Annotated in this window: 26 protein-coding genes; 14 read left to right on the forward strand and 12 right to left on the reverse strand. The window is 48.5% G+C overall.

The genetic code is table 11. The features are described 5' to 3' along the window. The first annotated feature begins 62 nt into the window (after window positions 1-62). The 5 genes from GK108_RS16545 (at window position 63) to GK108_RS16565 (ending at window position 5,234) form a co-directional block, all read left to right on the forward strand. Window positions 63-782: a hypothetical protein gene (locus GK108_RS16545; RefSeq protein ID WP_163950777.1), complete on the forward strand. Its 720-nt coding sequence runs from the start codon at window positions 63-65 to the stop codon at window positions 780-782. Window positions 783-863: 81 nt separating this feature from the next. Next, window positions 864-1,898 carry a type IX secretion system protein PorQ gene (porQ, locus tag GK108_RS16550; RefSeq protein WP_163950780.1) on the forward strand — a complete coding sequence of 345 codons (1,035 nt, stop codon included), beginning with the start codon at window positions 864-866 and terminating at the stop codon, window positions 1,896-1,898. 53 nt (window positions 1,899-1,951) lie between these two features. Continuing rightward, window positions 1,952-3,007 (forward strand): Atu2307/SP_0267 family LLM class monooxygenase, encoded by a 1,056-nt coding sequence (locus GK108_RS16555; protein WP_163950783.1) that lies wholly within the window; start codon window positions 1,952-1,954, stop codon window positions 3,005-3,007. 177 nt (window positions 3,008-3,184) lie between these two features. Then, a complete protein-coding gene (gene hslU, locus GK108_RS16560) occupies window positions 3,185-4,567 on the forward strand; it encodes an ATP-dependent protease ATPase subunit HslU (RefSeq protein WP_163950786.1) in 1,383 nt (460 codons plus the stop codon). 250 nt (window positions 4,568-4,817) lie between these two features. Beyond that, complete coding sequence (locus GK108_RS16565; protein WP_163950789.1) at window positions 4,818-5,234, forward strand: hypothetical protein; 417 nt, start codon at window positions 4,818-4,820, stop codon at window positions 5,232-5,234. Window positions 5,235-5,260: 26 nt separating this feature from the next. Here the strand turns inward: GK108_RS16565 and GK108_RS16570 are convergent, their stop codons facing one another. The 3 genes from GK108_RS16570 to GK108_RS16580 are packed head-to-tail and all read right to left on the reverse strand — an operon-like array spanning window position 5,261 to window position 7,484. Next, the gene (locus GK108_RS16570) at window positions 5,261-5,677 is read right to left on the reverse strand and encodes a hypothetical protein (protein WP_317166539.1); all 417 of its coding nucleotides are present in this window, start codon (window positions 5,675-5,677) and stop codon (window positions 5,261-5,263) included. Further along, entirely contained in the window at window positions 5,674-6,930 is a 1,257-nt protein-coding gene (locus GK108_RS16575; protein ID WP_163950792.1) for an MFS transporter, read from the reverse strand. The genes GK108_RS16570 and GK108_RS16575 overlap by 4 nt, the downstream gene beginning before the upstream one ends. A 59-nt stretch (window positions 6,931-6,989) precedes the next feature. Further along, window positions 6,990-7,484: a YybH family protein gene (locus tag GK108_RS16580; RefSeq protein WP_246224937.1), complete on the reverse strand. Its 495-nt coding sequence runs from the start codon at window positions 7,482-7,484 to the stop codon at window positions 6,990-6,992. A gap of 158 nt (window positions 7,485-7,642) precedes the next feature. Between GK108_RS16580 and mltG the strand changes: the two genes are divergently transcribed. From mltG to GK108_RS16610, 6 genes are all read left to right on the forward strand, one after another. Then, a complete protein-coding gene (gene mltG, locus GK108_RS16585; RefSeq protein WP_163950798.1) occupies window positions 7,643-8,680 on the forward strand; it encodes an endolytic transglycosylase MltG in 1,038 nt (345 codons plus the stop codon). A 22-nt stretch (window positions 8,681-8,702) separates the two neighbouring features. Then, window positions 8,703-9,122 carry an acyl-CoA thioesterase gene (locus tag GK108_RS16590; protein ID WP_163950799.1) on the forward strand — a complete coding sequence of 140 codons (420 nt, stop codon included), beginning with the start codon at window positions 8,703-8,705 and terminating at the stop codon, window positions 9,120-9,122. A 75-nt stretch (window positions 9,123-9,197) separates the two neighbouring features. Then, a complete protein-coding gene (locus GK108_RS16595; protein ID WP_163950800.1) occupies window positions 9,198-10,151 on the forward strand; it encodes a YihY/virulence factor BrkB family protein in 954 nt (317 codons plus the stop codon). 267 nt (window positions 10,152-10,418) lie between these two features. Further along, entirely contained in the window at window positions 10,419-11,426 is a 1,008-nt protein-coding gene (locus GK108_RS16600) for a glycosyltransferase family 2 protein (protein WP_163950802.1), read from the forward strand. 111 nt (window positions 11,427-11,537) lie between these two features. After that, window positions 11,538-12,158 (forward strand): L-threonylcarbamoyladenylate synthase, encoded by a 621-nt coding sequence (locus tag GK108_RS16605; RefSeq protein WP_163950805.1) that lies wholly within the window; start codon window positions 11,538-11,540, stop codon window positions 12,156-12,158. A gap of 103 nt (window positions 12,159-12,261) precedes the next feature. After that, complete coding sequence (locus GK108_RS16610; RefSeq protein ID WP_212592819.1) at window positions 12,262-13,281, forward strand: hypothetical protein; 1,020 nt, start codon at window positions 12,262-12,264, stop codon at window positions 13,279-13,281. 73 nt (window positions 13,282-13,354) lie between these two features. Here the strand turns inward: GK108_RS16610 and GK108_RS16615 are convergent, their stop codons facing one another. The 3 genes from GK108_RS16615 to GK108_RS16625 form a co-directional block, all read right to left on the reverse strand. After that, the gene (locus GK108_RS16615) at window positions 13,355-14,122 is read right to left on the reverse strand and encodes a nuclear transport factor 2 family protein (protein ID WP_163950810.1); all 768 of its coding nucleotides are present in this window, start codon (window positions 14,120-14,122) and stop codon (window positions 13,355-13,357) included. 292 nt (window positions 14,123-14,414) lie between these two features. Beyond that, entirely contained in the window at window positions 14,415-15,695 is a 1,281-nt protein-coding gene (locus tag GK108_RS16620) for a Na+/H+ antiporter (protein ID WP_163950813.1), read from the reverse strand. A 10-nt stretch (window positions 15,696-15,705) separates the two neighbouring features. Beyond that, window positions 15,706-16,584: a PIG-L family deacetylase gene (locus tag GK108_RS16625; RefSeq protein WP_163950814.1), complete on the reverse strand. Its 879-nt coding sequence runs from the start codon at window positions 16,582-16,584 to the stop codon at window positions 15,706-15,708. 223 nt (window positions 16,585-16,807) lie between these two features. Here GK108_RS16625 and GK108_RS16630 point away from each other — a divergent pair, with 223 nt between their 5' ends. Both GK108_RS16630 and GK108_RS16635 read left to right on the forward strand, forming a co-directional pair. Beyond that, window positions 16,808-17,752: a helix-turn-helix domain-containing protein gene (locus GK108_RS16630; RefSeq protein WP_163950815.1), complete on the forward strand. Its 945-nt coding sequence runs from the start codon at window positions 16,808-16,810 to the stop codon at window positions 17,750-17,752. Between the two features lie 106 nt (window positions 17,753-17,858). After that, window positions 17,859-18,326: a VOC family protein gene (locus tag GK108_RS16635; protein ID WP_163950819.1), complete on the forward strand. Its 468-nt coding sequence runs from the start codon at window positions 17,859-17,861 to the stop codon at window positions 18,324-18,326. Window positions 18,327-18,328: 2 nt separating this feature from the next. On the opposite strand, the gene GK108_RS16640 is transcribed toward GK108_RS16635, so the two are convergent. The 5 genes from GK108_RS16640 to GK108_RS16660 form a co-directional block, all read right to left on the reverse strand. After that, window positions 18,329-18,685 (reverse strand): hypothetical protein, encoded by a 357-nt coding sequence (locus tag GK108_RS16640; protein WP_163950822.1) that lies wholly within the window; start codon window positions 18,683-18,685, stop codon window positions 18,329-18,331. Window positions 18,686-18,765: 80 nt separating this feature from the next. Further along, entirely contained in the window at window positions 18,766-19,476 is a 711-nt protein-coding gene (locus tag GK108_RS16645) for a DUF4198 domain-containing protein (protein WP_163950825.1), read from the reverse strand. A gap of 45 nt (window positions 19,477-19,521) precedes the next feature. Next, the gene (locus GK108_RS16650; protein WP_163950827.1) at window positions 19,522-20,925 is read right to left on the reverse strand and encodes a PepSY-associated TM helix domain-containing protein; all 1,404 of its coding nucleotides are present in this window, start codon (window positions 20,923-20,925) and stop codon (window positions 19,522-19,524) included. Between the two features lie 89 nt (window positions 20,926-21,014). After that, entirely contained in the window at window positions 21,015-22,280 is a 1,266-nt protein-coding gene (locus GK108_RS16655) for a DUF4374 domain-containing protein (protein ID WP_163950830.1), read from the reverse strand. A gap of 22 nt (window positions 22,281-22,302) precedes the next feature. Further along, window positions 22,303-24,684, reverse strand: coding sequence for a TonB-dependent receptor (locus GK108_RS16660; RefSeq protein ID WP_163950833.1), 2,382 nt, complete (start codon window positions 24,682-24,684; stop codon window positions 22,303-22,305). Between the two features lie 165 nt (window positions 24,685-24,849). Here GK108_RS16660 and GK108_RS16665 point away from each other — a divergent pair, with 165 nt between their 5' ends. Beyond that, window positions 24,850-25,842, forward strand: a complete 993-nt coding sequence (locus GK108_RS16665; RefSeq protein ID WP_163950835.1) for a helix-turn-helix transcriptional regulator — start codon at window positions 24,850-24,852, stop codon at window positions 25,840-25,842. A 7-nt stretch (window positions 25,843-25,849) separates the two neighbouring features. Here GK108_RS16665 and GK108_RS16670 read toward each other — a convergent pair whose 3' ends face one another. Then, a complete protein-coding gene (locus GK108_RS16670; protein ID WP_163950839.1) occupies window positions 25,850-26,416 on the reverse strand; it encodes a hypothetical protein in 567 nt (188 codons plus the stop codon). Window positions 26,417-26,436 lie beyond the last annotated feature (20 nt).

Below are 26,436 nucleotides of genomic sequence, written 5' to 3' on the forward strand. Positions count from 1 at the left end.
TTTTTCTTCTCAAATCCAACGATCTCAATTGATATTGTATCCTTACGGCAAAACCTTTCACTATGCGATTAGCGGTCTACACCCTATGCTTATTTCTAGGCCCACTAGCGGGTAAAGCCCAGGACACAACGATACGTTACGTTCGTCCGGCCAATGTCATTGTGAAGCTAGCTCCTCTGTGGCTACTCGACCCCGACCCATCCGTTATGGGCGGCCTGGAAATCCGAACGGGAGCCCGAACATCCCTACAGGGCGAAATAGGGTACGGCTGGCCAGACTGGAATAATCCTGGTTCCAATAACCGCCATGCAGGAACCTGGCGTTTCAAATCTGAAATGCGTTTTTACCGGGGCAAGTATCGAACGAATCGAGCCAAAAACATTCGTATTCAGACGACTTACCCTCTGGGAAATTATGTTGCGGTTGAAGCTTATGCCAAGCTACTAGCCGTTGACCATACCTGGCGTTACGTCGACTCCAGAGCAGCTACTGAACAAATGGCCGTTACGCGGCAGACACGGTTTCAACGAAACAGCTTAAGTTTATCCGTCAAATTTGGCCGTCAGGTTGGCTGGACTGATCTGGCCCATCAGGCAACTACCCGCCTGCTGCTGGACGTATATGGTGGCGTTGGTATACGGTTCCTGAATCAGGATAACAAGGGGCAATGGGGAGAGCCGGGCTACCAGGAAATGAGCGGCATGTTCAACCGATTCAACGCCAACGGCTTTGTGGTAGCTCCCACAATTAATCTGGGCCTTAAGCTTGGTTTCGCGCTGTAGGAATTAGGTTTCCCAGTGCTACGTATTGAGCTTTCAGCCTTTTTCGCCGACCTTTGCCCGCAAACTTATTGAATCGAACTTGTGCTGACACGTTTCCTCTGGCTTATTTTTCTGGCTGGCTTATGTCAAACGGCCAACGCTCAGTCGTTGGGCGGGCAACGTGTCTTTTCGTTCCTCGATTTGCCGACTCACGCTCGTGTGGCTGCACTAGGCGGCCAGGTCGCTTCGGCCACCCAGCCCGATGGCTCCTATCATCTCAATAACCCAGCCCTGGCCGATTCGATACGTACCAATCAGCTGGCCATTAGTCTGATGCCTTATCTGGCGGCTGCGAAATATTACACTCTTCATTATGGGCTTCCCATAAACTCGAAAGGAAAATGGGCGGCTGGTATGCAGTATTTAACGTACGGGCAAATGAACCTGACCGATGCAGCGGGGAATTCGCTGGGTACGTTCACGGCTAACGATTACGCCCTGAGCCTCACCCACGCCCGCACGGAAGGGAATTTCACCCTCGGCGCTACGGTCAAAGCCGTTGGGTCCAGCATAGAAATGTATTCCGCCTTTGGCGTTATGGCCGATTTAGGGGGTACGTGGCGCCATCCCAGGCAGGAACTTACGTTCGGTTTAGTCGCTAAAAATGTCGGTTTCCTGCTTAAAAACTACGGTCCCTCCGATGCTGAACTCCCCTTCGATCTGCAGGCAGGCGTAACGATAAAGCCCCAGCACGCACCCGTACGGCTAACCCTCACGGCTCATCATCTTCACCGCTTCGACATCAGTTATAACGATCCGAACTTAAACGTACGCTACGATCTGAACGGCAATATCATTCCGCAGACTGTGGGGGTAGCCGAGAAAATAGCCCGGCATTTGAGCGTAGGTGCCGAATTGCTGATTCATCGTCATGTTCATATTCTGGTTGGCTATAATCACCAGAAGCGGCAGGAAGGAAAACTGACAACCGGTGGCGGTGGAGCTGGCATTTCATTCGGGGCCTCTATACAGGCTCGGGGATTTCAACTGACATATGGTCGTTTTTCAGCCGTTCCGACGGCCGGAACCAGCCAGTTATCGCTACGTATCGACCTGGATCGTTTTTTAAGGAATTAACTCCTGTAATCGGTGTTAGTATAAGCATACAATCACCTTTTGAGAAACAGATTATGGAATTAGGCATCAGTAGCTTTGGCGATTTAATTCCCGATAACGTGTCCGGCAAAGCCATCAACGCCCACCAGCGCGTACAGCAATTACTGGCAGAAATCACCCTGGCCGATCAGGTTGGGCTGGATGTGTTTGCGCTGGGCGAACACCATCGCCCCGACTACGTTATTTCAGCCCCTGAAGTTGTTCTGGCCGGGGCCGCTACACTAACCAAAACGATCCGGCTATCGAGTTCCGTGACAGTACTTAGCTCTGCTGATCCGGTTCGTGTATTCCAGAACTTTGCGTCGCTCGATCTGGTGTCGAACGGCAGGGCCGAAATCATGGCAGGTCGCGGTTCCTTTATTGAATCCTTTCCGCTGTTTGGCTATGATCTAAACGACTATGATGAGTTATTCATCGAGAAGCTGGACTTACTGGTTGCCATCAATAAACGTGAAGTCGTCAACTGGCAGGGCAAACATCGAGCGGCCATTCACAACCTGGGCGTTTATCCCCGACCCTACCAGAAATCCATTCCTATCTGGCTGGCGGTGGGTGGCACCCCGACCTCGGCTGTTCGGGCCGGTAGTATGAATTTACCGATGACACTCGCCATGTTAGGTGGCACACCCGATCGGTTTGTGCCCCTGGTGAATCTGTATCGGCAGTCAGCTCAACAGGCTGGTCATGATGTCAGTCAGTTACCGCTGGCGGTTAACTCCCATTTTTACATTGCCGATACGTCGCAAAAGGCCGCTGATGAATTTTTCCCTTTCTACTCCGTTATGATGAATCGCATCGGCAGAGAGCGGGGCTGGTCGCCACTGGGCAGAGAGCAGTTTGAGTACATGCGTGAATATGGCCCGCTGCTGGTGGGGAGCCCGCAACAGGTGGTCGATAAGATCCTGAGATTCCACGAGTTGTTTCAGAATACACGGTATCTGGCACAGCTCATTAGCGGTCCGCCAGCCGATCATCCAAAAATACTACGTGCGATCGAGCTATTCGGAACGCAGGTTGCTCCGGCCGTTCGCAAAGCGCTGGCTCCTGCAAAAGATGCCGTTGCTGGCTAAATATGTTTTTCGATAGGATGAACAGGATGAGTATCTACACCTTAACCGATCCTGTTCATCCTGTCAATCCTGTCTAAAACCAGATGTACCAAATTGACTTTTTTGGTCCTATTGGCACATTTTTCAATTTCCTGCGTTTCTTTACCAGGGAGCGAATTATACGCTCCATTTTTTTCAATGACCCAATCACTCAAAGACCTTACTCCCCGGCAGATCGTGACTGAGTTAGATCAGTACATTATCGGCCAGAACGATGCGAAACGTAACGTAGCCATTGCTTTACGTAATCGCTGGCGCCGAATGAACAGTGCTGCTGATATGCAGCGTGAAATAACGCCTAATAATATTCTAATGATTGGCGCAACGGGCGTTGGTAAAACCGAGATCGCTCGCCGGTTAGCCAAAATTGCAGATGCACCCTTCATTAAAGTAGAGGCTTCTAAATTTACGGAAGTTGGTTACGTTGGCCGCGACGTAGAGAGCATGGTACGTGATCTGGTCGAGCAGGCCGTCACGATGGTACGTACTGCCAAAAAAGAATCTGTGCAGGTTCAGGCGCAACAACTCGTTGAAGATGCGATTCTCGATATATTGATTCCGCCCGTCAAACCCACCAATGGTCATGTAGGCTTCGAAAGTGGTAAAAATGATCCTGACGCTGAACTCAACGAACGTACCCGCGAACGATTCCGTGAAAAAATCCGCTCCGGCGAGATGGACGACCGGAAAATTGAAATCGACGTTCAGCAAAATTCAATGCCTAACATTGGCGTTATGGGCGGTGCTATCGATGATCTTTCTATGATGAACCTGCAGGAAATGATCGGCGGGATGATGCCCAAGAAAGGCAAAAAGCGGAAAGTTACTATCGCCGAAGCGCGGAAGATCATGCTGGAAGATGAAGCAGCCAAGCTAATCGACATGGATGAGGTAAAAGAAGAAGCTATTCGCAAAGCCGAAGATGCCGGGATTATTTTCATCGATGAGATCGATAAAGTAGCCTCTTCCCGATCGGGTAATGGCGGAGGACCTGACGTTAGCCGCGAAGGTGTTCAGCGGGATCTGCTGCCTATCGTTGAAGGAAGCGCCGTAACGACCAAGCATGGCATTATTCATACCGACCATATTCTGTTCATTGCCGCCGGGGCTTTCCACGTAGCAAAACCCAGCGATCTAATTCCCGAATTACAGGGTCGTTTCCCGATCCGGGTGGAACTGCAGAGTCTGTCAGAAGACGACTTTTATCAGATTCTAAAAGAGCCGAAAAATGCGTTAACTAAACAGTATGTTGCTATGCTGGCCGCCGAGAACGTAGAACTGAGTTTCCAGGATGATGCGTTACGTGAATTAGCCCGGATTGCGTTTGAGGTGAACGAAGAGGTAGAAAATATCGGAGCACGTCGTTTGCAAACCGTTTTGAGCCATCTGATGAACGACTTTATGTTCGACATACCCGACGTCATTGGCGCCAATGCCCATGTTGTTGTAACGAAAGAACTGGTAGCCGAGAAACTAAATGGTCTGGTGAAGAACCGGGATTTCAGTCAGTATATCTTGTAATGCCCAATGAATGGATGATGGCGATAGGCTGGTTGCGCTACCCCATCATCCATTTTTCCCTCCTCCCTTCCACCACCAGTCGATTACCGACCACTACCTGTCCGAAAGTGCAAAAAAACTGTCCGATTTTGTACATCGGTAGCCCACTAACTATAGATAATAAACTACAAATCAGTCGATTATATTTCTGGCACAATAATAGCGGATGCAAATCTGTATGCAGACAGACTGCGCAAGATTGTTCCCTCTTATGCTAGCCAGACCTTTAGTTATTACGTTCGGAAAAGCGCTCATTCTATTCCTCTTTATCGCTCCAACAACGAGTCTTTTCGCCCGAGTCCCGCCCCCTCAGTCAGGAAAACAAATTCCCGACATTATACAGATACAGACGAAGGAGATTACCGATAAAAAATCACTACTGGATTGGATTATACGAAGCAGCGTTCAGGAAAAAAGGGCGGAATCTAAAAAATACGTAACGAATGCTGAGTGTTGTAAAAAAAGGCCGCAATCGGTCACTACGGCAAAAAATGCCCCCGAATTAGTCACTACGTCTTCCGGCACCGAGTCGACGGCAAATACCTCGAAATCAGAATTAATTTCGACCCCTAGTCTTTATATTCTGGAAATGGCTACCAAACGTTTTCAGGACGGAGATCCAGACTGATTGCAGTTTCAGGTCTTGTACTACGCTTACCTGGCCTGTCTAAAATGGGCTACCAGACGGATAGTTTGTTGAATGGCTCGGTCAATATCGGCTCGTTTTTGACCAGGCTGATCGAACCGATTAAATGGCCGAAGTTCTACTACAAAGGTTTCTTCCACAGCGTCCTCATCGATGGGCGTATACAGTCTGAATCCCCGCAAATTGACGGGCACAATCCCGTGCTGGTTTTTGTAACGGGTCAGTATATAGGCCAGAAGTGTTTCTACCTCAGCAATTGGAATCCCTGCTGCCGGAATAAAACGAACTTCGGCGTGGTTTCTATCGACAAGCGTTTGTTCGTCGGGCCCAAAATGACCTTCACAACTAGAGAACGTACGCACGACACCCGTTTCGTTTAGGGCATCGACGAGTGGCTTTATCTTTGGTTCAATGGCATCCATCATGGTTCTCCATCCAGTAAGGCCATTTCGTCGGCGTCGTTCATCCGCTGACGTTTGGCTTTAATTCCCTGCTGCCAGTACCATGCCAGATAAAACACGGCCACAACAGCAAGCGCTCCCGACACCGCAAACGACGCATCGACTCCGATTTCGCCAATCCAATGATTTAATAACCAGCCCGATGCGATAGCGCCCAGGCCAATTCCAGCTTCGAGCGCAATATACATGGTAGCCATGGCGCGCCCGCGTGTACGCTCATCACTTAAGTCGGCCGTCCAGGCCTGAACCGTTGGCGAGTTCATTCCCCACGACATCCCGTACAGAATGGCCGACGACCAGAACCAGATCAACGCATGCTTATCTAAGGGGTCCGTCAGCACCAGAAAAACCATCGATAACGCCAGCACACTGGTTGAGATAAACAGAACCGGCACTCGCCCATACCGATCCGATGATTTACTGAATAATAGCCGCACCGCCAGCGACGCGATGGTATAAACCGTAAAGAATAATCCTTTGTTGGCAATGCCCAGCGACGAACTAACCGACGATATGACGGTTAAAATAGTACCCGACGAAAACGACTGTAACAACAATACGATAAACGGAGGAATAGCCTGTTTGTCAAAAATCTCTTCCTTCTTCAGGCGTAGTAAACCGAACCGAAACGGTTGCCGATTCATCAGCGTTTCTGGCATACGTAACAGAATGGCAATCGATAACAGAGCGAACGCCGATGATGTCCAGAACATAACATTCATCGAATAATCGTCAGCCAGCCAGCTTCCTATGGCTGGGCCCAACGACATGCCCATGGCCGTAAACAGGCCCAACATGCCCATGGCTTCCCCCCTACGTGTGGCAGGCACTACGTCGGCCACGTAGGCAGAGGTAGCGGTCGGTTTGGTTCCGGTCGAAAAACCATGAATGAGACGTAACGTCAGGAAGCCCCAGACGGTGATCAGGTAGGGATACAGAAAACCGCAGAAGAAGCAAATGATAGAGCCGAAAGCCATGACCGGTACGCGCCCGACGGTATCCGTAATTTTGCCGCTGAACGGCCTCGATACACCCGCCGTGAGCGTGAACAGGGCAATTATTAAGCCTACATATTCCCTGCCGCCCAACCTGGCCAGATAGTCGGGCAACTCAGGAATCATCATGGAAAAACTAGCCGAAAACAGGAAGTTACTGACACACAGCAACCAGAACGAGAGGGTGTACAGCGACGTAGTAGATGGACGGGTAAGAGACAAACTGATAAAGCGACGATTGATCCGGCAAAGGTAGTCTCTCTACTCAGAATCCGGGGATTTTATTTAGGCTCCGGTGTTGTATTTCCACCGTCGATGACAAAACGCCACTGCCCGTTACGTTGCCGCTTCCAAACCGTTACGTAAACCCCATAGATCGGTTTCCGTTTATCGTTTTTATTCGTCAGCATCCACTGTCCAAACGTGTAGCCCAGGTCGCCCGATTGAGCGGCATCGGCTTTCAGAATCTGCCAGGTCAGCACCGACCCGTCGTTTGGTAGACGGCTCATTTGCGCCCGCAACGAGTCAAATCCTACGGTTGGCGCAGCGCCATCGTTCATTCGAATGACCTCATCGGCTGCGAAGGTTGTAAAGGCTTTGGCCATCCCCTGTTTTTCAGACATAATACTGAAATTCTGGTCAGCCTCCCGTATTTCATCGATTGATTTTTGACGTAGCGCCGAAGCGCCATTCATAGCCCGAGGATTATCGACAAGGGTACGACAGGATGCGGCCAGACCCAGGAGTAATAAAAGAGATAACGAGTACTTCATCATGGGTAGGTTAATTGGTAATGATTTGGCGTAACTTTGCAGGGATTTACGGCAGTCCGCTATGGTAAAAAGTCAGCGTGGAACCGCCCAAAATGGCGTCTATCCAAAATCGTACCGAAATCCGGAGCCGGCTTCGTAAATCGTAACTAGTCGATCTAATTATGTCTCGTAACGTCCAAATTGGCCTTTTTCTAACTGTTTCTATCCTGCTCACTACGTTCTCATTCTATTTCTGGCAGGTTTTTAAGAGCCCGAATCTTCAAGTTAAAGACAACGATAAAACTTTTGCGCTGCTTATTCCCAAAGGCGCTACGTTTGATTCGGTCATGGATACGCTAAAAACCCATAAAGTGATCAATGACGAAACATCGTTCCGGTTTCTGGCGAAATTAATGAAGTACCCGGAGCACGTAAAAGAAGGGCGTTATGAGATTGAACCGCGTATGGGCAACCGCGAAGCACTGGTCAAACTCCGAAATGGCAGCCAGGACCCAATGCAGGTTACGTTCAACAACATTCGGATGAAAAGCGATCTCATTCAGCGGCTTGGCAGCAAATTCGAATTTGGCCCTGATGCATTCGGCAAACTTCTGAACGATCCGGCAACCTGCGAAAAGTTTGGCTTTGATACGACCACCATCGTTTGCCTTTTTCTGCCGAATACGTACGAATTTTTCTGGACCGTAAAACCCGAAGCTTTTATGGAACGGATGGCAAAAGAATACAAGGCGTTCTGGACACCAGAACGGCAGGCGAAAGCCAAGGCCCTGGGGCTCACGCAGACACAAGCGCAGGTACTGGCCTCCATCGTAGCGTCCGAAACCAACAAACGCGACGAGCAACCTCGCGTAGCTGGTGTTTACCTGAATCGTCTGAAAAAAGGTATCAAACTGGAAGCCGACCCAACGGTGATTTTTGCCCTGCGCGATTTCAGCATCCGTCGACTGCTGAACAAACAACTGACTGTCGATTCGCCCTACAATACGTATCGGTACGCTGGCTTACCCCCCGGCCCTATCAACCTTCCTGCTCCGGCCACGATCGACAACGTATTGAATGCCGAGCAACATGATTACCTCTATTTTGTGGTCAACGCCAACTTCAACGGCTATCATACGTTCTCGAAAACGCTGGCCGAGCATCTGGCCAACGCTCGTCTGTATCAGCAGGCATTAACCCGCATGAAGATCATGAAATAACGGATGCGTCCGTTTCTTCCCTATGTTTGTTTACGACGTAACAGGAGTTCGGGTTCGGTATTATGATACCGACCAGATGGGTATTGTTTATTACGGCAACTATGCCCGTTTTTATGAAATTGGCCGGGTGGAAGCCCTTCGGTATTTGGGCATGGCCTATAAAGACCTCGAAGAGCGAGGTATTGGCATGCCCGTTTATGACATGAGTTCCCGCTTTATTCGCCCCGCCCGCTACGACGATCAGCTAACGATTCGCGTTACTATTCCGCAGCTCCCCACTACGAGAATCTTCTTTCAATACGAGATTTTCAATCAGGATGGGTTACTCCTGAATACGGGCGAAACCACGCTCATTTTCCTGAAATCGGCTACGGGGCGGCCGGGACCCGCTCCTTCTGACCTCGTCGAATCGATCAAACCTTTTTTTGAGCAGTCGGTTTAAAAAGTAGTCAATCCATCGTTGATACGTGATTTAGCGTAACTATTGACATGACGACTTACTGCTACTGACTTACCTATGTTTGAAAAACTGATGAGCTTTAAGGCCATACGAAAAACCCGCGTATGGCTTCGCGAGCATAAGGCCCTCAACGCAAAAATCAGCTGGTATGATTTTCTGAGGAGAATGTTTCAGAAGATCACCGAAAACGATACCAGCGAACGAGCTGCCTCTGTATCGTACAGCCTGATTCTGGCCGTTTTCCCGACCATTATTTTTCTCTTTACGCTTATACCCTATATCCCGGTTCCGAATCTGGAGGAGCAGATTATGGGGATTTTAAAAGAGGTGCTTCCGGGCGATACGTTCAGCACGGTCGAAATAACGATCCGCGACATTATCAGCCGCCCGCGTGGTGGCGTATTATCGTTTGGTTTTCTACTGGCACTATATTCTGCGACTAGTGGCGTCGTTGCCCTGATGAATGCCTTCAACTCGTCCAACGAAACCCAGGACCGACGTGGTTTTTTCGAAATCCGGGGTATTGCCGTTGGGCTAACGTTTATTCTGGCCATTGCGCTGGTTCTGGCCATTATTGTGCTGATCGTTGGCGGTGTAGTCAGTGATTATCTGCTACGTTTCGGCATCCTGAACAACGTAGTATTCGTCAATCTGTTAGCGATTGGTCGGTATTTAATCGTGTTTGCGGTGTTTGTAGCCGCCCTTTCGGTGATTTACCATTTCGGCCCCGATGTAAAAATGAAGTGGGCCTTTGTTGCGCCCGGCTCCATTACGGCCTCGACGCTTATTGTGTTAACGACGCTGGGCTTTTCATACTACGTATCAAATTTTGGGTCATACAACAAAGTCTACGGTTCTATCGGTACGCTGATCGCTCTGATGATCTGGATAAACCTGGTTTCGCTCCTGCTCATCATTGGCTTTGAAATAAACGTAGCACTCTACAGATTGGAAGGAGACCGAAATCCTAGTGTTGAAGCGAAAACAACAAACGCCATCCCGAATACCTAAGATGGCGTTTGCAAACCCTAACCCATAAATGTAAGTACGGCTTAAAAGCCGTTTACACGTATTCGTCTAAAAACCGTGCCAACTATGACGGTATGTAAATAATAGTCTATACTTTTTTCCGTTTGCTCAAAAAAATGATTTTCGGTAACAACAGGTTTGTAATATTGCCATAAGATTTATTGTGTAATTGCTTTTTTACTGTTTTGCGTATTATTGAACTGATCAGCCTGTATGATTTCTGTTACTGGCCAATCTAATCCACTACCGATGAGTCCTTATCTCAACCGGATCAAGCCCTGGGTTAGTGTCATATGCACCAGTTATAATCACGAGGCTTATGTTGAGGAGGCACTTCAATCGGTAGTTGATCAGGATTACCCGAATGTAGAATTGATTGTTGTCGACAATAGTAGTAGCGACCGTTCGGCCGAACGTATCGAAACGTTTGCGAAAAAACATCCGGGACTTCGCTTTATCAAAAACCTTACCAATCTCGGCCTTAACCGAGCCTTTAATCAGGGATTGGCCTTGGCGGAAGGGCGCTACGTTATTGATCTGGCGGCCGATGATGTGCTGCTGCCCAATCGTATTTCCCACCAGGTTTCTTTATTCGAAGAGCTGTCGGGGCCCTATGCCGTCGTGTTTTCCAATGCCGCTTACATTGACGGACAGGGTCGGGAAACGGCCATTCACTACGCTGTTGATGGCAACGGACGCAGCCGCACGAAAGTGCCTTCGGGCAATGTCTTTCAAAACGTCCTGGAATCCTATTTTATCTGTACGCCCACCATGATGATGCGCCGGGATGTGCTGAATGAACTGGGGGGCTATGATGAATCGCTCTCGTACGAAGATTTCGATTTCTGGGTACGCTCTTCACGACTGTATCATTACGCCTATCTCGATGAAGTTCTGACGCTGAAACGACGACTGCCCGATTCGCTGGCCACGCAGATTACACTTCGGAGTAATCAACTATTAAGCTCATCGTTGGCGGTGTGTTATAAAGCGTTTGACCGATGCTCGACCAAAGCAGAATATCAGGCGTTGGCTGGGCGCGTTCGAACCTTTATACGGAAAGCTTTTTATACGGAACAGTTTGAACTGGTCACTCAGTTTGGCCAGCTTCTTCAACATATCGAACGACCCGATATGTTAACCTGCCTGATTCTTCGCTTAAGCCGTTTCCAACTACCCGTTAACAGTCTGTACCGACACTACCTCAAATGGAACCGAGGTCGTCAATCCGCTTATCCCCAAACGAAACTGGTTTAGCAGGTTTATAGTTATAGTGTATGGATATTGGGCGCTTTCACTACGTTCGCGTTTGATGACACGGCGTACCGAAAACCCCAAATCCATGCCTATAAACTGAGTCTATTACGTATGCCTGCGGAATTCATAAAATTATATCCAGAAAACCCCGATCAACGGCGTATTGAACACATTGTCAAGGCGCTGCGCGATGGGGCTGTAATTATCTACCCAACCGATACCATTTACGGGATGGGTTGCGATATCCATAATGCCCGGGCCGTTGAACGTGTTGCCCGTATTAAAGGGATAAAACCCACCAAAAACGACTTCTCGTTCATCTGCTACGATCTTAGCCACATTGCCGACTATGCCAGGGTAAGTAATCAGGCGTTTAAACTGATGAAAAAACTGCTTCCTGGTCCTTTCACGTTTATTCTGGAAGCGAGTGGCAGTGTGCCCAAATTACTGAATACGAACAAAAAGACGGTTGGGATTCGGGTACCAGACAATAATATACCGCGTCAGATTGTTCACGAACTGGATCATCCTATTATTACGACGTCCATTCGCGATGAAGATGAAGTGATCGAATATTCAACCGACCCCGAACTGATTTTCGAGAAATTTCAGCACCAGGTCGACATCGTTATTGACGGCGGCTATGGCGGCAATGTAGCTTCTACCATCATCGACGCCACCGATGATGACTTTACGATAATTCGTCAGGGCCTAGGAGAGGTTTTGCTTTGAAAAGTTACCGTTTGCGTCTATACTTGCATCCTAGGGTGAACGCTGATAAGTATAGAGTTTAACCTTTTCAATAGACAAATTACGCCAAACTTAGTCGATTATTATGCGTTTTTCCCTGGCCGTGCTTTCCATGCTGGCTCTGAGTCACATTATTGGCTGCTCGTCTGATTCCAAACAGGAGTCAACCTCCCAAAAGGGTACTATTACCACCGAGGCAGCCGCCGAACCCAGTGTCGCTAAGCCAACAGCAACGGAACCCGATTCAACCGAGGCTCCCGCCAAGACTATCTCTCGAACAGGCGATGCCACGCTTGATTCTATGTCGTACGCGCCTTCGGAAGCAATTCTGCCTAAAAAGCGCATTTTTGCCTATTACGGCAACCCACATTCCAAGAAAATGGGAATTCTGGGCAAGTATCCGAAAGAAGAAATGCTTCAGCGGCTCGACAAAGAAATTAAGAATTGGGAAAAAGCAGATCCTGCCACCCCTATTCAGCCAGCTCTCCATCTGGTTGCGATATCGGCACAGGGAGCACCCGGCAAAGATGGTGGCTATCGATTACGAATGTCCGATAAAACCATCAAGAAAATCATCAAATGGGGCGACGAGCATAAGGCTATTGTCTTTCTGGATATTCAGCGTGGTCATGCTAATCTGAAAGGCGAAATGGAATATCTGGAAAAATACCTGAAGCTTCCTTTCGTTCATCTGGGTATCGACCCGGAGTTTTCAATGGTTACCGGCGCAAAGCCAGGCACAAAAATTGGCAGTTACGATGCTGCTGACGTAAACCAGGCGGTTCAGTTCCTGAGCCGAATTGCCAAAGAAAATAATTTACCGCCTAAAGTGCTGGTTGTTCACCGGTTCACGCAGGGCATGATCAAGAATTATAAAAATATCAAGCTCGATCCAAACGTACAGATCGTGATGGATATGGACGGCTGGGGACCACCCGTATTGAAGAAAGACTCCTACAAAGCCTACATTGAGAAAGAGCCCGTTCAGTACACCGGATTCAAGCTGTTCTACGATAATGATTTCCGCAAGCCGGGATCACGCATCATGACGCCGGAAGAGGTGTTGGCCTTAACGCCAAAGCCGATGTACATTCAGTATCAATAAGGTAGTAATCATACCAGCAAAAACGGGAGACGTACTGCGTCTCCCGTTTTTTTTGTTATACCCTTTCGGGCGGCTAAATCATCCCATTTTCATGAGGCATTTGCGCCGGTATAGTTTGATAAACAGACCACTGTTCAACAACCTTGCCGTTGTCAACCCGGAAAATATCGTAAAAGACAGCGGGCTGACTATACCATTTCCCCTCCGCCTGTACGACAACAAAACTGCCTTCACCAATCACTCGGTGAACTTTTTCATACGAAACCTCCCGACCATTGGCGATGTAATTTCGTAAGCCGGTAATGCCATTAGCAACAGTCGGATTGTGTTGTTGTAGCGATGACGATACGTACCAGTTCAACTGGTCCAGTTTCCGGCCAACAAACACCTGCTCATACAACTCAGTAACTAGTTGCTTATTGGCTTTGTCTACCCCTCCCGCTTCAACCTCTTCATCGCCATCCATCATAGCATTTCCATTCAGACTCACTTCGGGTTGATCCTGAATGGCGTCCCAGTGCTCGACGATCTTCCCGTCCTGAAATCGAAATATATCGACCACAGCCTTTTGTTTACCCCCCAGATTGAAACTTGTGTTCGTCACTACGTAATCACCTTCTGCAATCAACCGCATAAATGGCTTTGTCGGGTTAGCTGGCCTGGGCATTTTTTTTAAATACGCCAGTGATTCCATCAACCCCGATTTACCGGCCTTAACCATCGGACTGTGTTGAATATAAGCATCAGCGATAATCTGTTCGGCAAAAGCAATATCGCCCTGCCCGATTGCCCGTCTGTAGAAATCACGGACAATTGATTTATTGGATGTATTTTGATTCATAGATGATCCGATCTGTGCTCTTTTCGGAGCAGGAAAGTGCATTATATGGTCCCGTGTAGCCATAAAAAGCCACACCATACCGATTAGGAAATACCGATACTCCATGGTTGAGAAACTAAACTAAGAAAGAGAAACTGCGACAGAGAATAACGCCTTCTGTCGGTTAGTGTGTAGACGCCTGGGCTACTATAGCGAGTAGCCGCTCACCGAGGGTCTGTGGTATGTAGGCAGTATAATTTTCAGGGTAGCAAATATAGCGTAAAAGTTAATAAAAGCCCATTTTCACTATCGTTCAACTTCTACTTTGCCGTTCCTTCCGCCGATGGGCCGATACTACGTCGAGCCATTTTACCAGCATCGGCAGGCTTAGCCCCTGCCCGACCAGCGTAATGAGAACGGCCACCACCGAAATGAAAATAATGGTATCGCGCTGAGGAAATGCACTACCATCGGCCAACGTAGCGGGTAAGGCCAAGGCAGTGGCCAGCGACACAATCCCCCGCATGCCCGACCAACTGATAATCAGGCTATTTTTCCAATCAAGCTGGGCTGCCTGTAAACGGCTATCCCCCGTTTTAAGAAACGCCCGATCAAGGTTAATTTTTTGCAGGAATACACGTATCATCCGAATGGCCAGCGCGACAATACAAATTAGAAAACTGTACCCAATCAGCGGGAGAATTTCCTGACCGGCAATGTTTTCGAGCACGTAGGGAAATTCGATTCCGATCAGCACAAACACCAATCCGTTCAGAATAAATACGATAATTTCCCAGATGGCTCTGGATTGCGCTTTGGTGCCGTCGGGAAACAGTTTGGGTTCGAACCACGAAATCCGTAACCCCAAAAGTACTACGGCAATAACGCCAGATACGTGTATTTCTTCGGCCGCCAGATACGTAATAAAGGGCATGAGTAACGTAAAGCTGATGGCGACCAGCTTATTCTTCGGAATGCGCGGCAGAATAAACTCCAGCAATTTGCTGAACACAAACCCTACCAGCAATCCGCCCGCAATTAGCTGAACAAACTGCAAACCTGCTTTCCAGAAAACGAACGACGTACCGCCCACTGCTGCCACTGAAAGCCGGTAAGCAATCAGGCCCGAGGCATCGTTAATCAGGCTTTCACCTTCCAGAATCGTCAGTGTTTTGTGCGATAATCCCAGCCCCTTAGTGATACTCATAGCGGCTACGGCATCGGTAGCGGACAGGATGCCTCCCAGCACAAACGCCAGCGGCCAGGTCATATCGGGAATAATAAAGTAAGCCAGCACAGCAATGCCTCCCGCCGTCATAAACACCAGCGCAATTGCCAGTGTATAAATTGTATTGATGTTCTTCCTGAACTCATTGAAGGAGATGTTAAACGCAGCATCATAGAGCATGGGTGGTAGAAAAAGTAGGAAAACGATTTCAGGGTCCAGTTCTATTTTGGGCATTCCCGGAATAAAACCAACCGCAATACCTGCTGTAACCAGTAAAATTGGATAGGGTAACCGGATTTTATCGGCCACTGCCGATAACCCAATCATAACCACCAGTACAAATAATATGATGCTGTAATTTTCCATAAACCGCTGTCTACTTGGTCGGGAAACCCGTTTTCTTCAGTGTCTCAAATAACTGCTTCACCTCCCCGATACGTTGGTCGCCGTTGAGTGCAAAGTACCAGAAGACTTCCAGATCACCTTTGTGCATGGCCTGATTCATATCACCACTCTGGGTCTTGTGCGATGCTTTCACCCAGTCGGCCACAATCATATAGCTGTGTTTATTGTCTTCGCCGAACGTATAGGACCGATCAAATTCAAACACTGGCGACGTAGCACTGACCCGACTTTCGGGATACCCTTTCAGCGCCGTGAAGCGAAACGTATAGCCTTTATTTTGTGCCTGCCCGCCCAGAATAATTGGCTTTTTCGTCCCTTTGTAACGCTGAACGGCACGTAACGCACTGAGCGATGCCGTTTTGTGATGCGCATGCTGCCCCTCGTGCGGCACCATACAAAAAATACAATCGTATTGTCCGGCGGCCAGAATACTGTCGAGTCGCCGTTCTATATAGCTGATATTCCAGCGTTTACCCTGCAAATACGGTTTCTCGTCACGGTTGTAAAAATCGTCGCACTGATCGAAAAAGAAGTAGTTTTTGATGCCCAGAATATCGCCCGACGCCTTCATTTCTTTTTTACGTATCGTTGGCAGGTGTTTACGGCCTACCGTCGAATCGAGCATATTCATGCCAAAATAACTGGAAGCGACCATACCGTTGAAACCTCCCGACGCATCGGTCAGTAAGGCAATATCGGCACTGCCTTTTAGCTCGTGCGTGATTTTAAAAACCGTAACCGGAAACATCGTTTCATCATCGGGATGGGCCGTTACGATGAGTATATTAGGCCCCTGCGCCAACGCATTCAGCGAGAGAAGGAGAAAAAGTGCATAGCGTATCATGGCCATAGGACTTAGGATTGATACGTAAAAAACGGCCTGTTTTTGCTGTCAAGCAAACCGAATCAGTTCAATAGCTCGAAAATTATCACTTGGCAGTTGTCTATTATTACATAAGTATGGTACGTTCGACGGCTCCGGTTTTGCCAGGGCTAAAAGAACCAAAGCTATACCCATAATTGGTTGTTATTGGTTAGATTTGTTCATCCAGCTTCTCTGTTCATCTGCGCTCATGAAACCGCTTACTCTCGATGCTAAAAAAATTGATACGTTGCGCGATCTGCCAGAAATGATTCCTGTTTTCAGGGAATTTTATGAAGACTGGACCGTTCGTGTATTCAACCGTGAGCAGCACGAATGCCGGAATTACCTGTCGCCCAATCGCCGTAATTTTTACAAGATTTTACTGATAACAAAAGGAATTGGTCTGTTTACTACGGGAATGAACTCGTATTATATTGACACGCCAACCATTCTGTTCATCCACCCAAATGACATCATTTCCTGGAAAAACTTGTCGCCCAGCGAAGTTGGTGGCTATTATGTCCTCTTTAAAAAAGATTTTGTTCAGGAACATGGTCTTCTGAAAGTGGCTATTGAAAAATACGGTTTGTTTACCCAAACCAACAAACAGGTCGTTCGGCTATCAGATGAAAAAACGGTGGCAATTAATACCCTGTTTGAGCGGATGAAAGCCGAAGAGCTGGCGAATGCCTCCTTTCAGGAAGAGGCTATTCAGGCTTATTTGCAGTTACTGCTGGTAGAAAGCGCCCGCCATGCTGACTTTCCGGCGCCTGATCAGTTGTCCACTGATGCCGTTACCAGCGATTACCACTACATTTATCAATTTTTCAGACAGTTGGAGCAAGAAGCCGCTCAAATCAATTATGACCGGCCAATCCGACTAAAAACAGCGAAGGAATTTGCCGCCGATTTAGCCATTCACCCGAACTATCTGAATGCGCTGCTCAAAAAATATACCGGCGAAAATGTCAGTTCGCACATCAAAAACCGCCTGTTGGAAGAAGCCAAAGTGTTGTTGCTGCAAACCGAATGGACCTTGCAGGAAATCGGCACCAGCATTGGCTTTGCTGAACAACCCAACTTCAGCCAGTTTTTCAAGAAGAACACTGGCCTAACTCCGTCCGCTTTTCGTAAAATGCGTCAGGGCAGCTAAAACCTCCTTCTTTGATATTCATAAAATTGCCTTTGTCTTTGCTATAGAGCCCCGACCAGCGACCCACCATCTTTGCTTCATCAATTTACTTAATCAAGAAAGTAAGATGGAAACTCAAAACGTCACTATTCAAGTCCCAGTCCGGAATACCCAAAGCCCTTTCAGCCAGATGCGCGGTGCGCACGTTGCCGTTCGCGTACCCGATTACGAAGCCAGCAAAAAATGGTATATGGAAAAGCTGGATTTCCGGCTCATCCACGAATGGCCCTTCGGTGATTTACAGCTGGCGTATCTAGCTCCGGCTAACGACGACAACTTCTGGGTAGAGCTGCTGGCGGGAGGTGCCCCCGAAACAAAAGCCAACTATACCGATCTGAATGAGAGCCTTCATCCAGCAGGTTATCACCACTTCTGCATCGACGTACCGAGCGTTGACGACACGTTACGTGAACTCAACAATCGGAGTGTTACGGTTGTGGGCGAACCTTTCAATCTGCCAGCCATTGGCAAACGGCTAGCATTTATTGCCGACCCTTGGGGCAATTTAATCGAGTTTGCCGAACGCTTGGCGTAACGTTAGTTCTGGTGATTGTAGAGTCGCGATAAAGCCGTTACCAGCAAGGCAGCCTTTCCGAGTAACGTTCGCAATTCGAGCAAATCATGGCGTGTCATGGCACCAAACAACGTAACGTTCAGCACCCGTTGCGCACTGGCAATGGTCGAGGTAGTACTGGTTTTGGCAGGTAATTGCTTCCAGTCAAATCCCATAATGGAGTCGTGAAGCCGGAGAAATTCATCAGCCGTCAGGTAACGAAATAAGTTACCGAATCGGAAACTATACCAAAGCTCACAGTCAGCATACAGAATTATTTCGCCTTGTTTCGTCTGTGCCAGTCGATATGGCCCCTCAGTGCAGGTGTGTTTATTTGCCATTGGTTAACCTATTTAAGGAACGTAGCAGAATACCGCCCCGTAGCTGCTACGTCCCATTCATTAGTGATTTATTGACTTGTTTACTGCACAGTCAGCACATACGTAGCGCATCGCCAGATGGCCTGATACGTTTTGCCCCCGTGCTCACCCGTTGTTTTTTCGGTCTTCGAGGCTTCTAGTTTATAACGACCGGGCCAAACGGGCGTAAACTCGGCCAATCCATCGGCATTGGTTACGATGTCGCGATTCCAGCCGCTCGGCGACGATACGGTAATGCGCAGTTTCTCGGAAGGCTGTTCCTTGAAAAAGCCCGCCAGCGAAATCGGTTTACCGACTTTATACGTTTTCCCAAACTGAGTTTCTGCTACGTTCAGCTCGTTTAAACGTAGTGTTGGGGACGTTATTGATTTTCCAACCGTTACGGCCGCTGTGGCGTTGAACTGGTATTTTGTTGTACCGCCCAGCTCTTTGGCCGTGTGGCCAATGGCCAGCGTATAAACACCATCCTGCTGGGGTGTAAATTCAGCGGTAAAGTGATCCTCAACGGGCGTAACAGCAAGCTTCTTTTCCTGGCCGTCCGACCCGATCAACCAGAGTTCAAATTCTTTCACATCAGAATACCAATCAGCTATTTTTTCGGGTTTATCGTCTGGTTCAGCATACACAATTGTGACGGTTTGTGTCCGGCCTTTTTGCCCTACTGGATTAGTTTCAATCCATAACGCATGGGCATATACATTGCCTAACAATAGTGTAGATAGCAGTAAGGTAAGAATCGAGAATCGTTTCATGGTAGGTTGACTAAATTGACAAAGAGAGTTTTTTGCTACGTTCGCTCAGTCGGTCTGGCCGTTACGAGGCAACGTATCAGCACTATTGTTGCCAGGCCGATGTGGAATATTGATGTCCAAAATAGTTACGTTGGTCATGGGCGAAAACGGCACAACCGGTTCCTGCGGTTTTGGCGTCTTGTCGGGCCGATTGCCGCCGGGCTTGAAAACGGGCTTGGGCTTATCATAATCATAGCCAGCAGCAACCAGTTTCGTTTTGGCTTTACTATCTTTTTTCTTCTTTTTCGGTCGTTTTCCCCACCAGATAATGAAGCCGGTAATGGGTAAACTCGCGCCGATCAGGCTGACAAAAAAAGCCAGCACTTTACCCGGCAAACCCAGAATTGAACCCACGTGAATATCGTAGTTCATCCGGCGGAGCTTATCCCCGAAATCGGCCTTTGCATAGGGCTCATCGAACACCGCGCGGCCGGGTATCTGTTTCAGGGTGAACTGATCAAAGGTATACGACCGGATATCATAAAACTTATCGGCCGATGGGTAAACCGTTACGTAGATCGTTGCTTTGCGCTCCGAGGGCTCAGGAAAAGCCATATAAAAACCTTTCGAATCGGGATTATCGTGCGCTACTTTGTGCCAGGCCAGATCCACAGCCTGAGCCGGTGAATACGGACGGTTGTTCTGCACAGTATCGGAAAACGCGGGCTTGAAATCGGGCAGGACTTTTCCGCCCGAGGTTGTCCAGTATAGCCCTTTGCTGAACCACTCGATACCATACACCATACCCGTCATGCCGATAGCCGCCAGAAAAAGAAGCGAGTAAAAACCCAGTACGTTATGCAGATCATAGTTGACCCGTTTGACCGTACCGTTCCATTTGATGGCAAAGCTGCGCTGTCGGGTACTTTTGTTCCACTTCTGCGGCCACCACAACACCATGCCCGTAATGAGCGTAATGACAAAAATCAACGTACTGTAATTGACAATTGGCCGCCCAATTTTATACGGTAGCCACAAAAACCGGTGGCCGTTCAGAATCCAGCGAAAGAAGTTAACCTGTCCTTTTTTCCGTTGTTCTTTGCTGATGATCTGCCCCGTATACGGATTGATTTTGAGCGTTCCTCCCTCCTTGCCACGTCCACCCACGTTTACCTCAACCGCTTTACCCTGATGATACAGCGCATAGGAAGCGTGTTTCCCCGGATATTCCCGTTCGGCAATTGCCTTGAGCTGCGACGGACGTAACACTTCTTTATCCTGCCAGGCCACCTTCGACTCCGGCTCCAGAAACGTATCGGTAATTTCTTCCTGAAATACCCAGATACACCCTGTCAGGCAAACAATAACCATCACAATGCCGGTGATAAGCCCCAGCCAGAGATGCAGCCAGGCAGAGATTCGGTAAAAAAGCGACCGGGACGATTCTTTCTTTTTTGAGATTGAGCCCATAGGTATACGTTTATTTTTTCGACAGGATTGACGGGATTTTCATGATTTATTTCGTTGGAAAACCATCCTCTCAATCCTGTCAAAAAGAGCTACTGAGCAGTTTTGTACGTCAGCTTATTAATCCCCTGAATGCTACCACCTTCCACTTTCAGGCCGCGCGTAGCCTTGGCCGTCGATGCGTCGATTTGATAGATATAGCTCGTCCCATCGGTCAGCGTCAGGCCGATGTAGCCCGTTTTACCGTCCAGTGGGGCATAGTTGCTACGTGCGGCAACGGCGTTGATTTCCGTAGCGGCTGGCATACCATCGACCCACTTGAAGGTCTGGTTGTAGAGGTTCACCACCGCCAGCCGTTTACCCACCGTGTACATACCCTTTTCACTGGCCGACGTCATGGTCAGGATTACGTTGCCCTGACCAACGTAGAGCTGCGTGGAGAGGTTATAACCGCCCGATGCTTTCTCTACGTCGAAAAAGTAGCTCTTGTCGAACTCGGTGGTACCGGCTTTGATGCGGGTAATAGCCGACGGTTTGGTTGAAGTCAATTTGCCACTATTGCTGGCCACCGCCGACGAAAAAGCGTAAACATCTTTCTGCTCGTCAACGGCCAGACCGTCAACAAAATAGCGACCAATGAAGCTGGTTCGGTTGTCTTTGATGACTTTCTCCACCTGCAAACCGGGATACGACAGAACGGCAATCCAGGCACTATCGGGATAACTGGTTCCGAACACATCGGGCGATACGCCTTTGATGCTCATGTAGGGGGCAAACACTTTGTCGCCCACCTGCGTCGCCCACGTAAAATGCGCCCGTTCGCCATTGCCTGCCATTTTTACAACATTCACCTGCGCTTCACCGACTACTTTCGACTGGTCGGCATTGATCCGGTAAAACGACGCACTTTCGTTGCCGCTTCGTGGTATTTTAACGGTTACGATATCGTCCTGAACAGTCGTAAACACCTGAACGGTTTCGGCCTGAAAGTCAGATACTTTTTCGAGTTTTCCGGCAGCATTCAGCGTATACGTTGTAACAGCGCCCGGATTACCCTGTCCGTAGAGCAGGCTAAAGAAGCGGTTCTTATGCGTGATGTAATACCGATACGTACCGTCCTGCTCAATACCCGTTCCTTTGGTCGAAACGGTTCCTTTAGAAAGCGTATCGGCTGTCAGCAGATAATCAGCAACGCCTGTCGACCCGATGGGTAAAGCGGCAATAACGAATCGTTCTTTGGTTCCATCGCCGGTTTGGCCACCGGTTCCGGGCGTAACCGGTGTTTCCTCTTTTGTACAAGCGGCTATCGTCAGGCCAAAAGCCAGCGCGGTAAAAACAGACTTATAATTTGTAAACATGGTTGTATGAAATTGAAAATGATTAGTTACCTACGAAGTATCTGATTTTCAGATAGAAGCCTCGACTTGGCTTTTGCAGACTGAAGTTGTCGTACAACCTGTTGTCGAGCAGATTTTTACACTCCAACCCGATGTTGTATTTGCCATTGGCCAGCGCGTAAACGATGTTGGCATCGTGGGCAAGTTGTTCGGGAATGTCGAGCTTATTCTGGCCCAGACTCGGCCAATAGAGGTAATACGCGTGAACGTAGAGCAGGTTATAGCCGAAGGTCAACGTATTGCCCACTCCGCCCACGTTACGTAAGAATAGGGAGGCATCGGCATTCCCGAACAGGAACGGCATATTCGGAATCCGGTCGCGGTAGAGCGGACTTTCGCCGGTGATGCCATCCTCGAAACGGGTGTTGTTACGTAGATTCTGGTACGTCAGGTTCATTCCCGCCGTAACCAGTCGCTTATACGAATAGCGGATTTCGCCATCAAAACCAAGATTCGTTACGTCGGCCAGATTGTCCATCACCTGCTTGGTCTGGTTGTTGTTAAGCCGGGGCCGGATAAAACCACGCGCATCCCGATACAACGCATTGGCCGCCAGACTAAAGCGGTGCCGTTTCGTCAGATTGGTCAGGTAACTGACGCCCAGGTTGTAGTTGTAGCTGGTTTCGGGTTTCAGATTGATGTTGCCCTCCAGATTCAGCAGATCGCCGTAGAGTTCGTCGGTTTCGGGAAGCCGGTAACTCTTTTCATACGAGGCTTTTAGCTGTACGTTTTTCTGAAGAAAATAGGACGTAGCAAGACCGTAGCCCAATTGATTGAAGCTATTTTTCTGGGTCATGTACGCTACGTCGCCATAATTACCGGAGGGGTTATACGTAATGCCGTACTTGTTGTGCTGCGAAAAATGCTTCACGAACAGCGACGTATTCCAGCGGTCGTTGTAGTCGTATTTATAACCGATACCGAGCACATTTTTGGTGTTTACACGCGGCTGCTCGTAATTCTGATTAGTTGGATTCAGCTCATCAAACCCCTGACGATTAAACGTATTGATTACGTTGTTGACACTAAGCGACTGTTTTTCTGAGATTTGATAACTAACATTGGCCGTTACCAGTCCGTTGTTATTGCGGAATTTATAGAGCGACCGTTCGCGCTCGCTGCCCAGCCCCGGATACTGCTTAAACTGTTGAAACCAGTTGTAGCGACGATAAACGGTGTCCACATTCTGCTCCTGTCCCAGATTGACATTACCCGTCAGCCGAACATTCAGCCCTTTCACGAACAGGTTATCTTTCTGATACCGAACGCTCGGCATCACAATATTTCCCCGGCGGTACCAGTTTCCGAATACGCTCACCATCCGCGCACCCGTCTGAATTTCGGCCCGGTTCTGACCCAACGTAATACCAAACAACAGCTTATCAGCAAAACGTTTGCCCACTACGCCCACGTTGGCCACTACGGTCTCGTTCCGATACGTATCGTGGAACCGCCGAACGCGCTGATTCCGAAAATACTCGCCGGTGTTAATGTCTGCTACGTCGACCGTTACCCAATAATTATTGTCCGAATAATTCTGGAATGCATTGATCTGCGCAGTAAAACCCGATCTGGTCGTAACACCGGCGTTTATAGCGCTACGGTGTGTGTTGAACGAACCGTAAGAATAGGACGCATCGACGTAGTTTCGCTGGCGGTTACCCGTTACGATATTAACGGCCCCACCCAATGCATCAGAACCTAACCAAATGGGAACCACGCCTTTATACACGTCGACCCGCTCGGCCAGATTGATCGGGATGTTGTTCAACTGGAACGATGATCCGAAATTATCCATCGGAATACCGTCGATAAAGAATTTCACTTGCCTACCCGAGAAACCATTCAGCGAGAAATTGAAGTTGGAGCCAACCCCACCCGATTCCCGAACCCGTACACCCGATACGCGATCGAGAGCATGCGACAAATCGAGCGTTGAGTTATGCAGCTTTCCGGCGTCGATGGCCGTTACGTTGAACGCTTGCCGGGCCACTTCCTTCGCGTCGCTACGTCCGATAACCGACACTTCGGTGAGCTGAATATCGTCCTGTTCCAGGGCCAGATTATGGCGGGTATTCTGGTGGATCTTCAGCGTCTTGATTTCTTCTTTGAACCCAACTGACCTCACCTGCACGGAATAGTCTCCTTTGGGAATTCCCGACAGAACGAAGTGTCCTTTCTCGTCGGTGATGGTCGATTTTTTCAGGGTTTCAATCACCACACTAGCTCCCGGAATGACCTCCCCCCACGAAGCCCGAACAGTTCCCGACAGCGAAAAATCGGCCCCAGACTGAGCTCGTAAAGAGACCGACACCCATAAAAAGAATAGCAACAGAAGAAGTACACGTGTTTGCACAATGGGCATTTTACCTATATTTGATATTTATTTAGACTAATTATAAACAATCGCAAAAGTAAAAGCTGAAAAGTATTCGATATGCACAATCGGGTATGCTATCTGCATTTTGTCTATTTACGACCCGATTCCACGCCAAAGACATTTGACGAAAAACCCGCTTACAAAAAGCTTATGAAGAAAATTGCAACCTATTCAAACGAAGCAAATAACACCCTAAATAGCTCTCTATCAGAATCACATCCACAAGATGAGCCTACGAACAAGTCGACAGAGCATACGATAGTGAACGACAACGACGATCTACGAAAAATTCAATACGTATATCCGGACAGCGTGACGTTCAACTTCCTGAAATTGACCACCACTACGTGTCACACTGCCGACATTTGGCTTGATAAACCTACTATTCAGATGCTTTTTGTAGTAGAGGGGAGATGTAGCTACCAGCCACAGCCAGAGTATGGCCCAGCCAGTACGTTGATCGCTGGTCAGCACTGCCTTGGCTACTATCCAACTATGCAGGGGAAGGTTTTGTACGCGAGCGAAACACCGTGCTTCACAATCGATATATCACTGTCGGAAGCTTATTTTCGAGCCATTTTTCAAAACGACCTAACGCAGTTGGGTAGTTTTGGTGCATCGATAGAAAAGAAACAGTCGGCCTTGCTGGGCAATCAGATTTTTCCGCTGACTTCTGTCCAAAAAGAGGTGCTACTCGCCATACACGACTGCCCGCTGACCGGCCAGCTCCAGAAGCTTTTTCTGGACGGGAAATTACGGGAATTACTGACGCTGCAAATTGCGCAATCACAGTCCAGTTGCCCGGCGGATTCCGCTACGTTGCGCCATGACGATGTCGATACGTTTCATAGCATCCGTGATCAACTGGCGCAAAACCTGACCCATCCCCCATCGCTGAAAGAGCTGACGTTGCTGGCGGGGATGAACCGTACCAAGCTGATGAGCGGTTTCAAAAACTTGTTTGGTACAACCATTTACAGCTACGTAGCCGACCTGCGCATGGAACGCGCCAAAGAGCTGCTGATTAGAGAACCACTCCTGAAAATTGCCGACGTTGCCCGGCGGGTTGGGTTCAAAAACCCGAACAATTTTTCGGCCGCTTTCAAAAAGAAATTCGGTTATTCACCTAATTCACTACGTTGATTCTGGTTCACTGTGGAGCAATGGCTCCTTCAAATCCGAGCATCATAGCCGCTTTAAAATCGCCGGTATTGTACACGCCATTCGGTTGAAGCGATATGTCGCGGCACTTCACATACAGAAATCCGTTTACCTGCGATACTTGCACCGTGCCGTTTTCGCTACTCCATTCTTTTATTTTTTGCCCCGATACATCGCTAAACGATACGCGCACTTTTTTCTGCGTTACGTTACTTTCAGGCGCAACCTGATACGTACCCACAGCCGGTTTTTCTGTTCCGAAATCAAACGTTAGAACGTATAACCGATTACTTGTCGTTGATGTGAATAAGCCCTGAATAACCTCAAATCCTCCTTTATACCCATAGGTTGTTTTAGGCGTGTTGGCAATTGCTGCCCGAAGTTCGCCATAATTGTACCAGCCATTTGGTCCAGCATAGAGTTTGCTTTTCGGATTGGTAAAACGGTCGTCGGGAGCCGACGGTACGTTCGACCATGTGTCGGCAGGTTTTTGCTGGCCATACGTAGTGAATGTGCTTGCCAGCAGTATACAGAAAAATAAAATGGTGTGTTTCATGGCTTTTATGTGGTGTTACG

It is taken from the genome of Spirosoma terrae, from assembly GCF_010435915.1.
Classification (GTDB): domain Bacteria; phylum Bacteroidota; class Bacteroidia; order Cytophagales; family Spirosomataceae; genus Spirosoma; species Spirosoma terrae.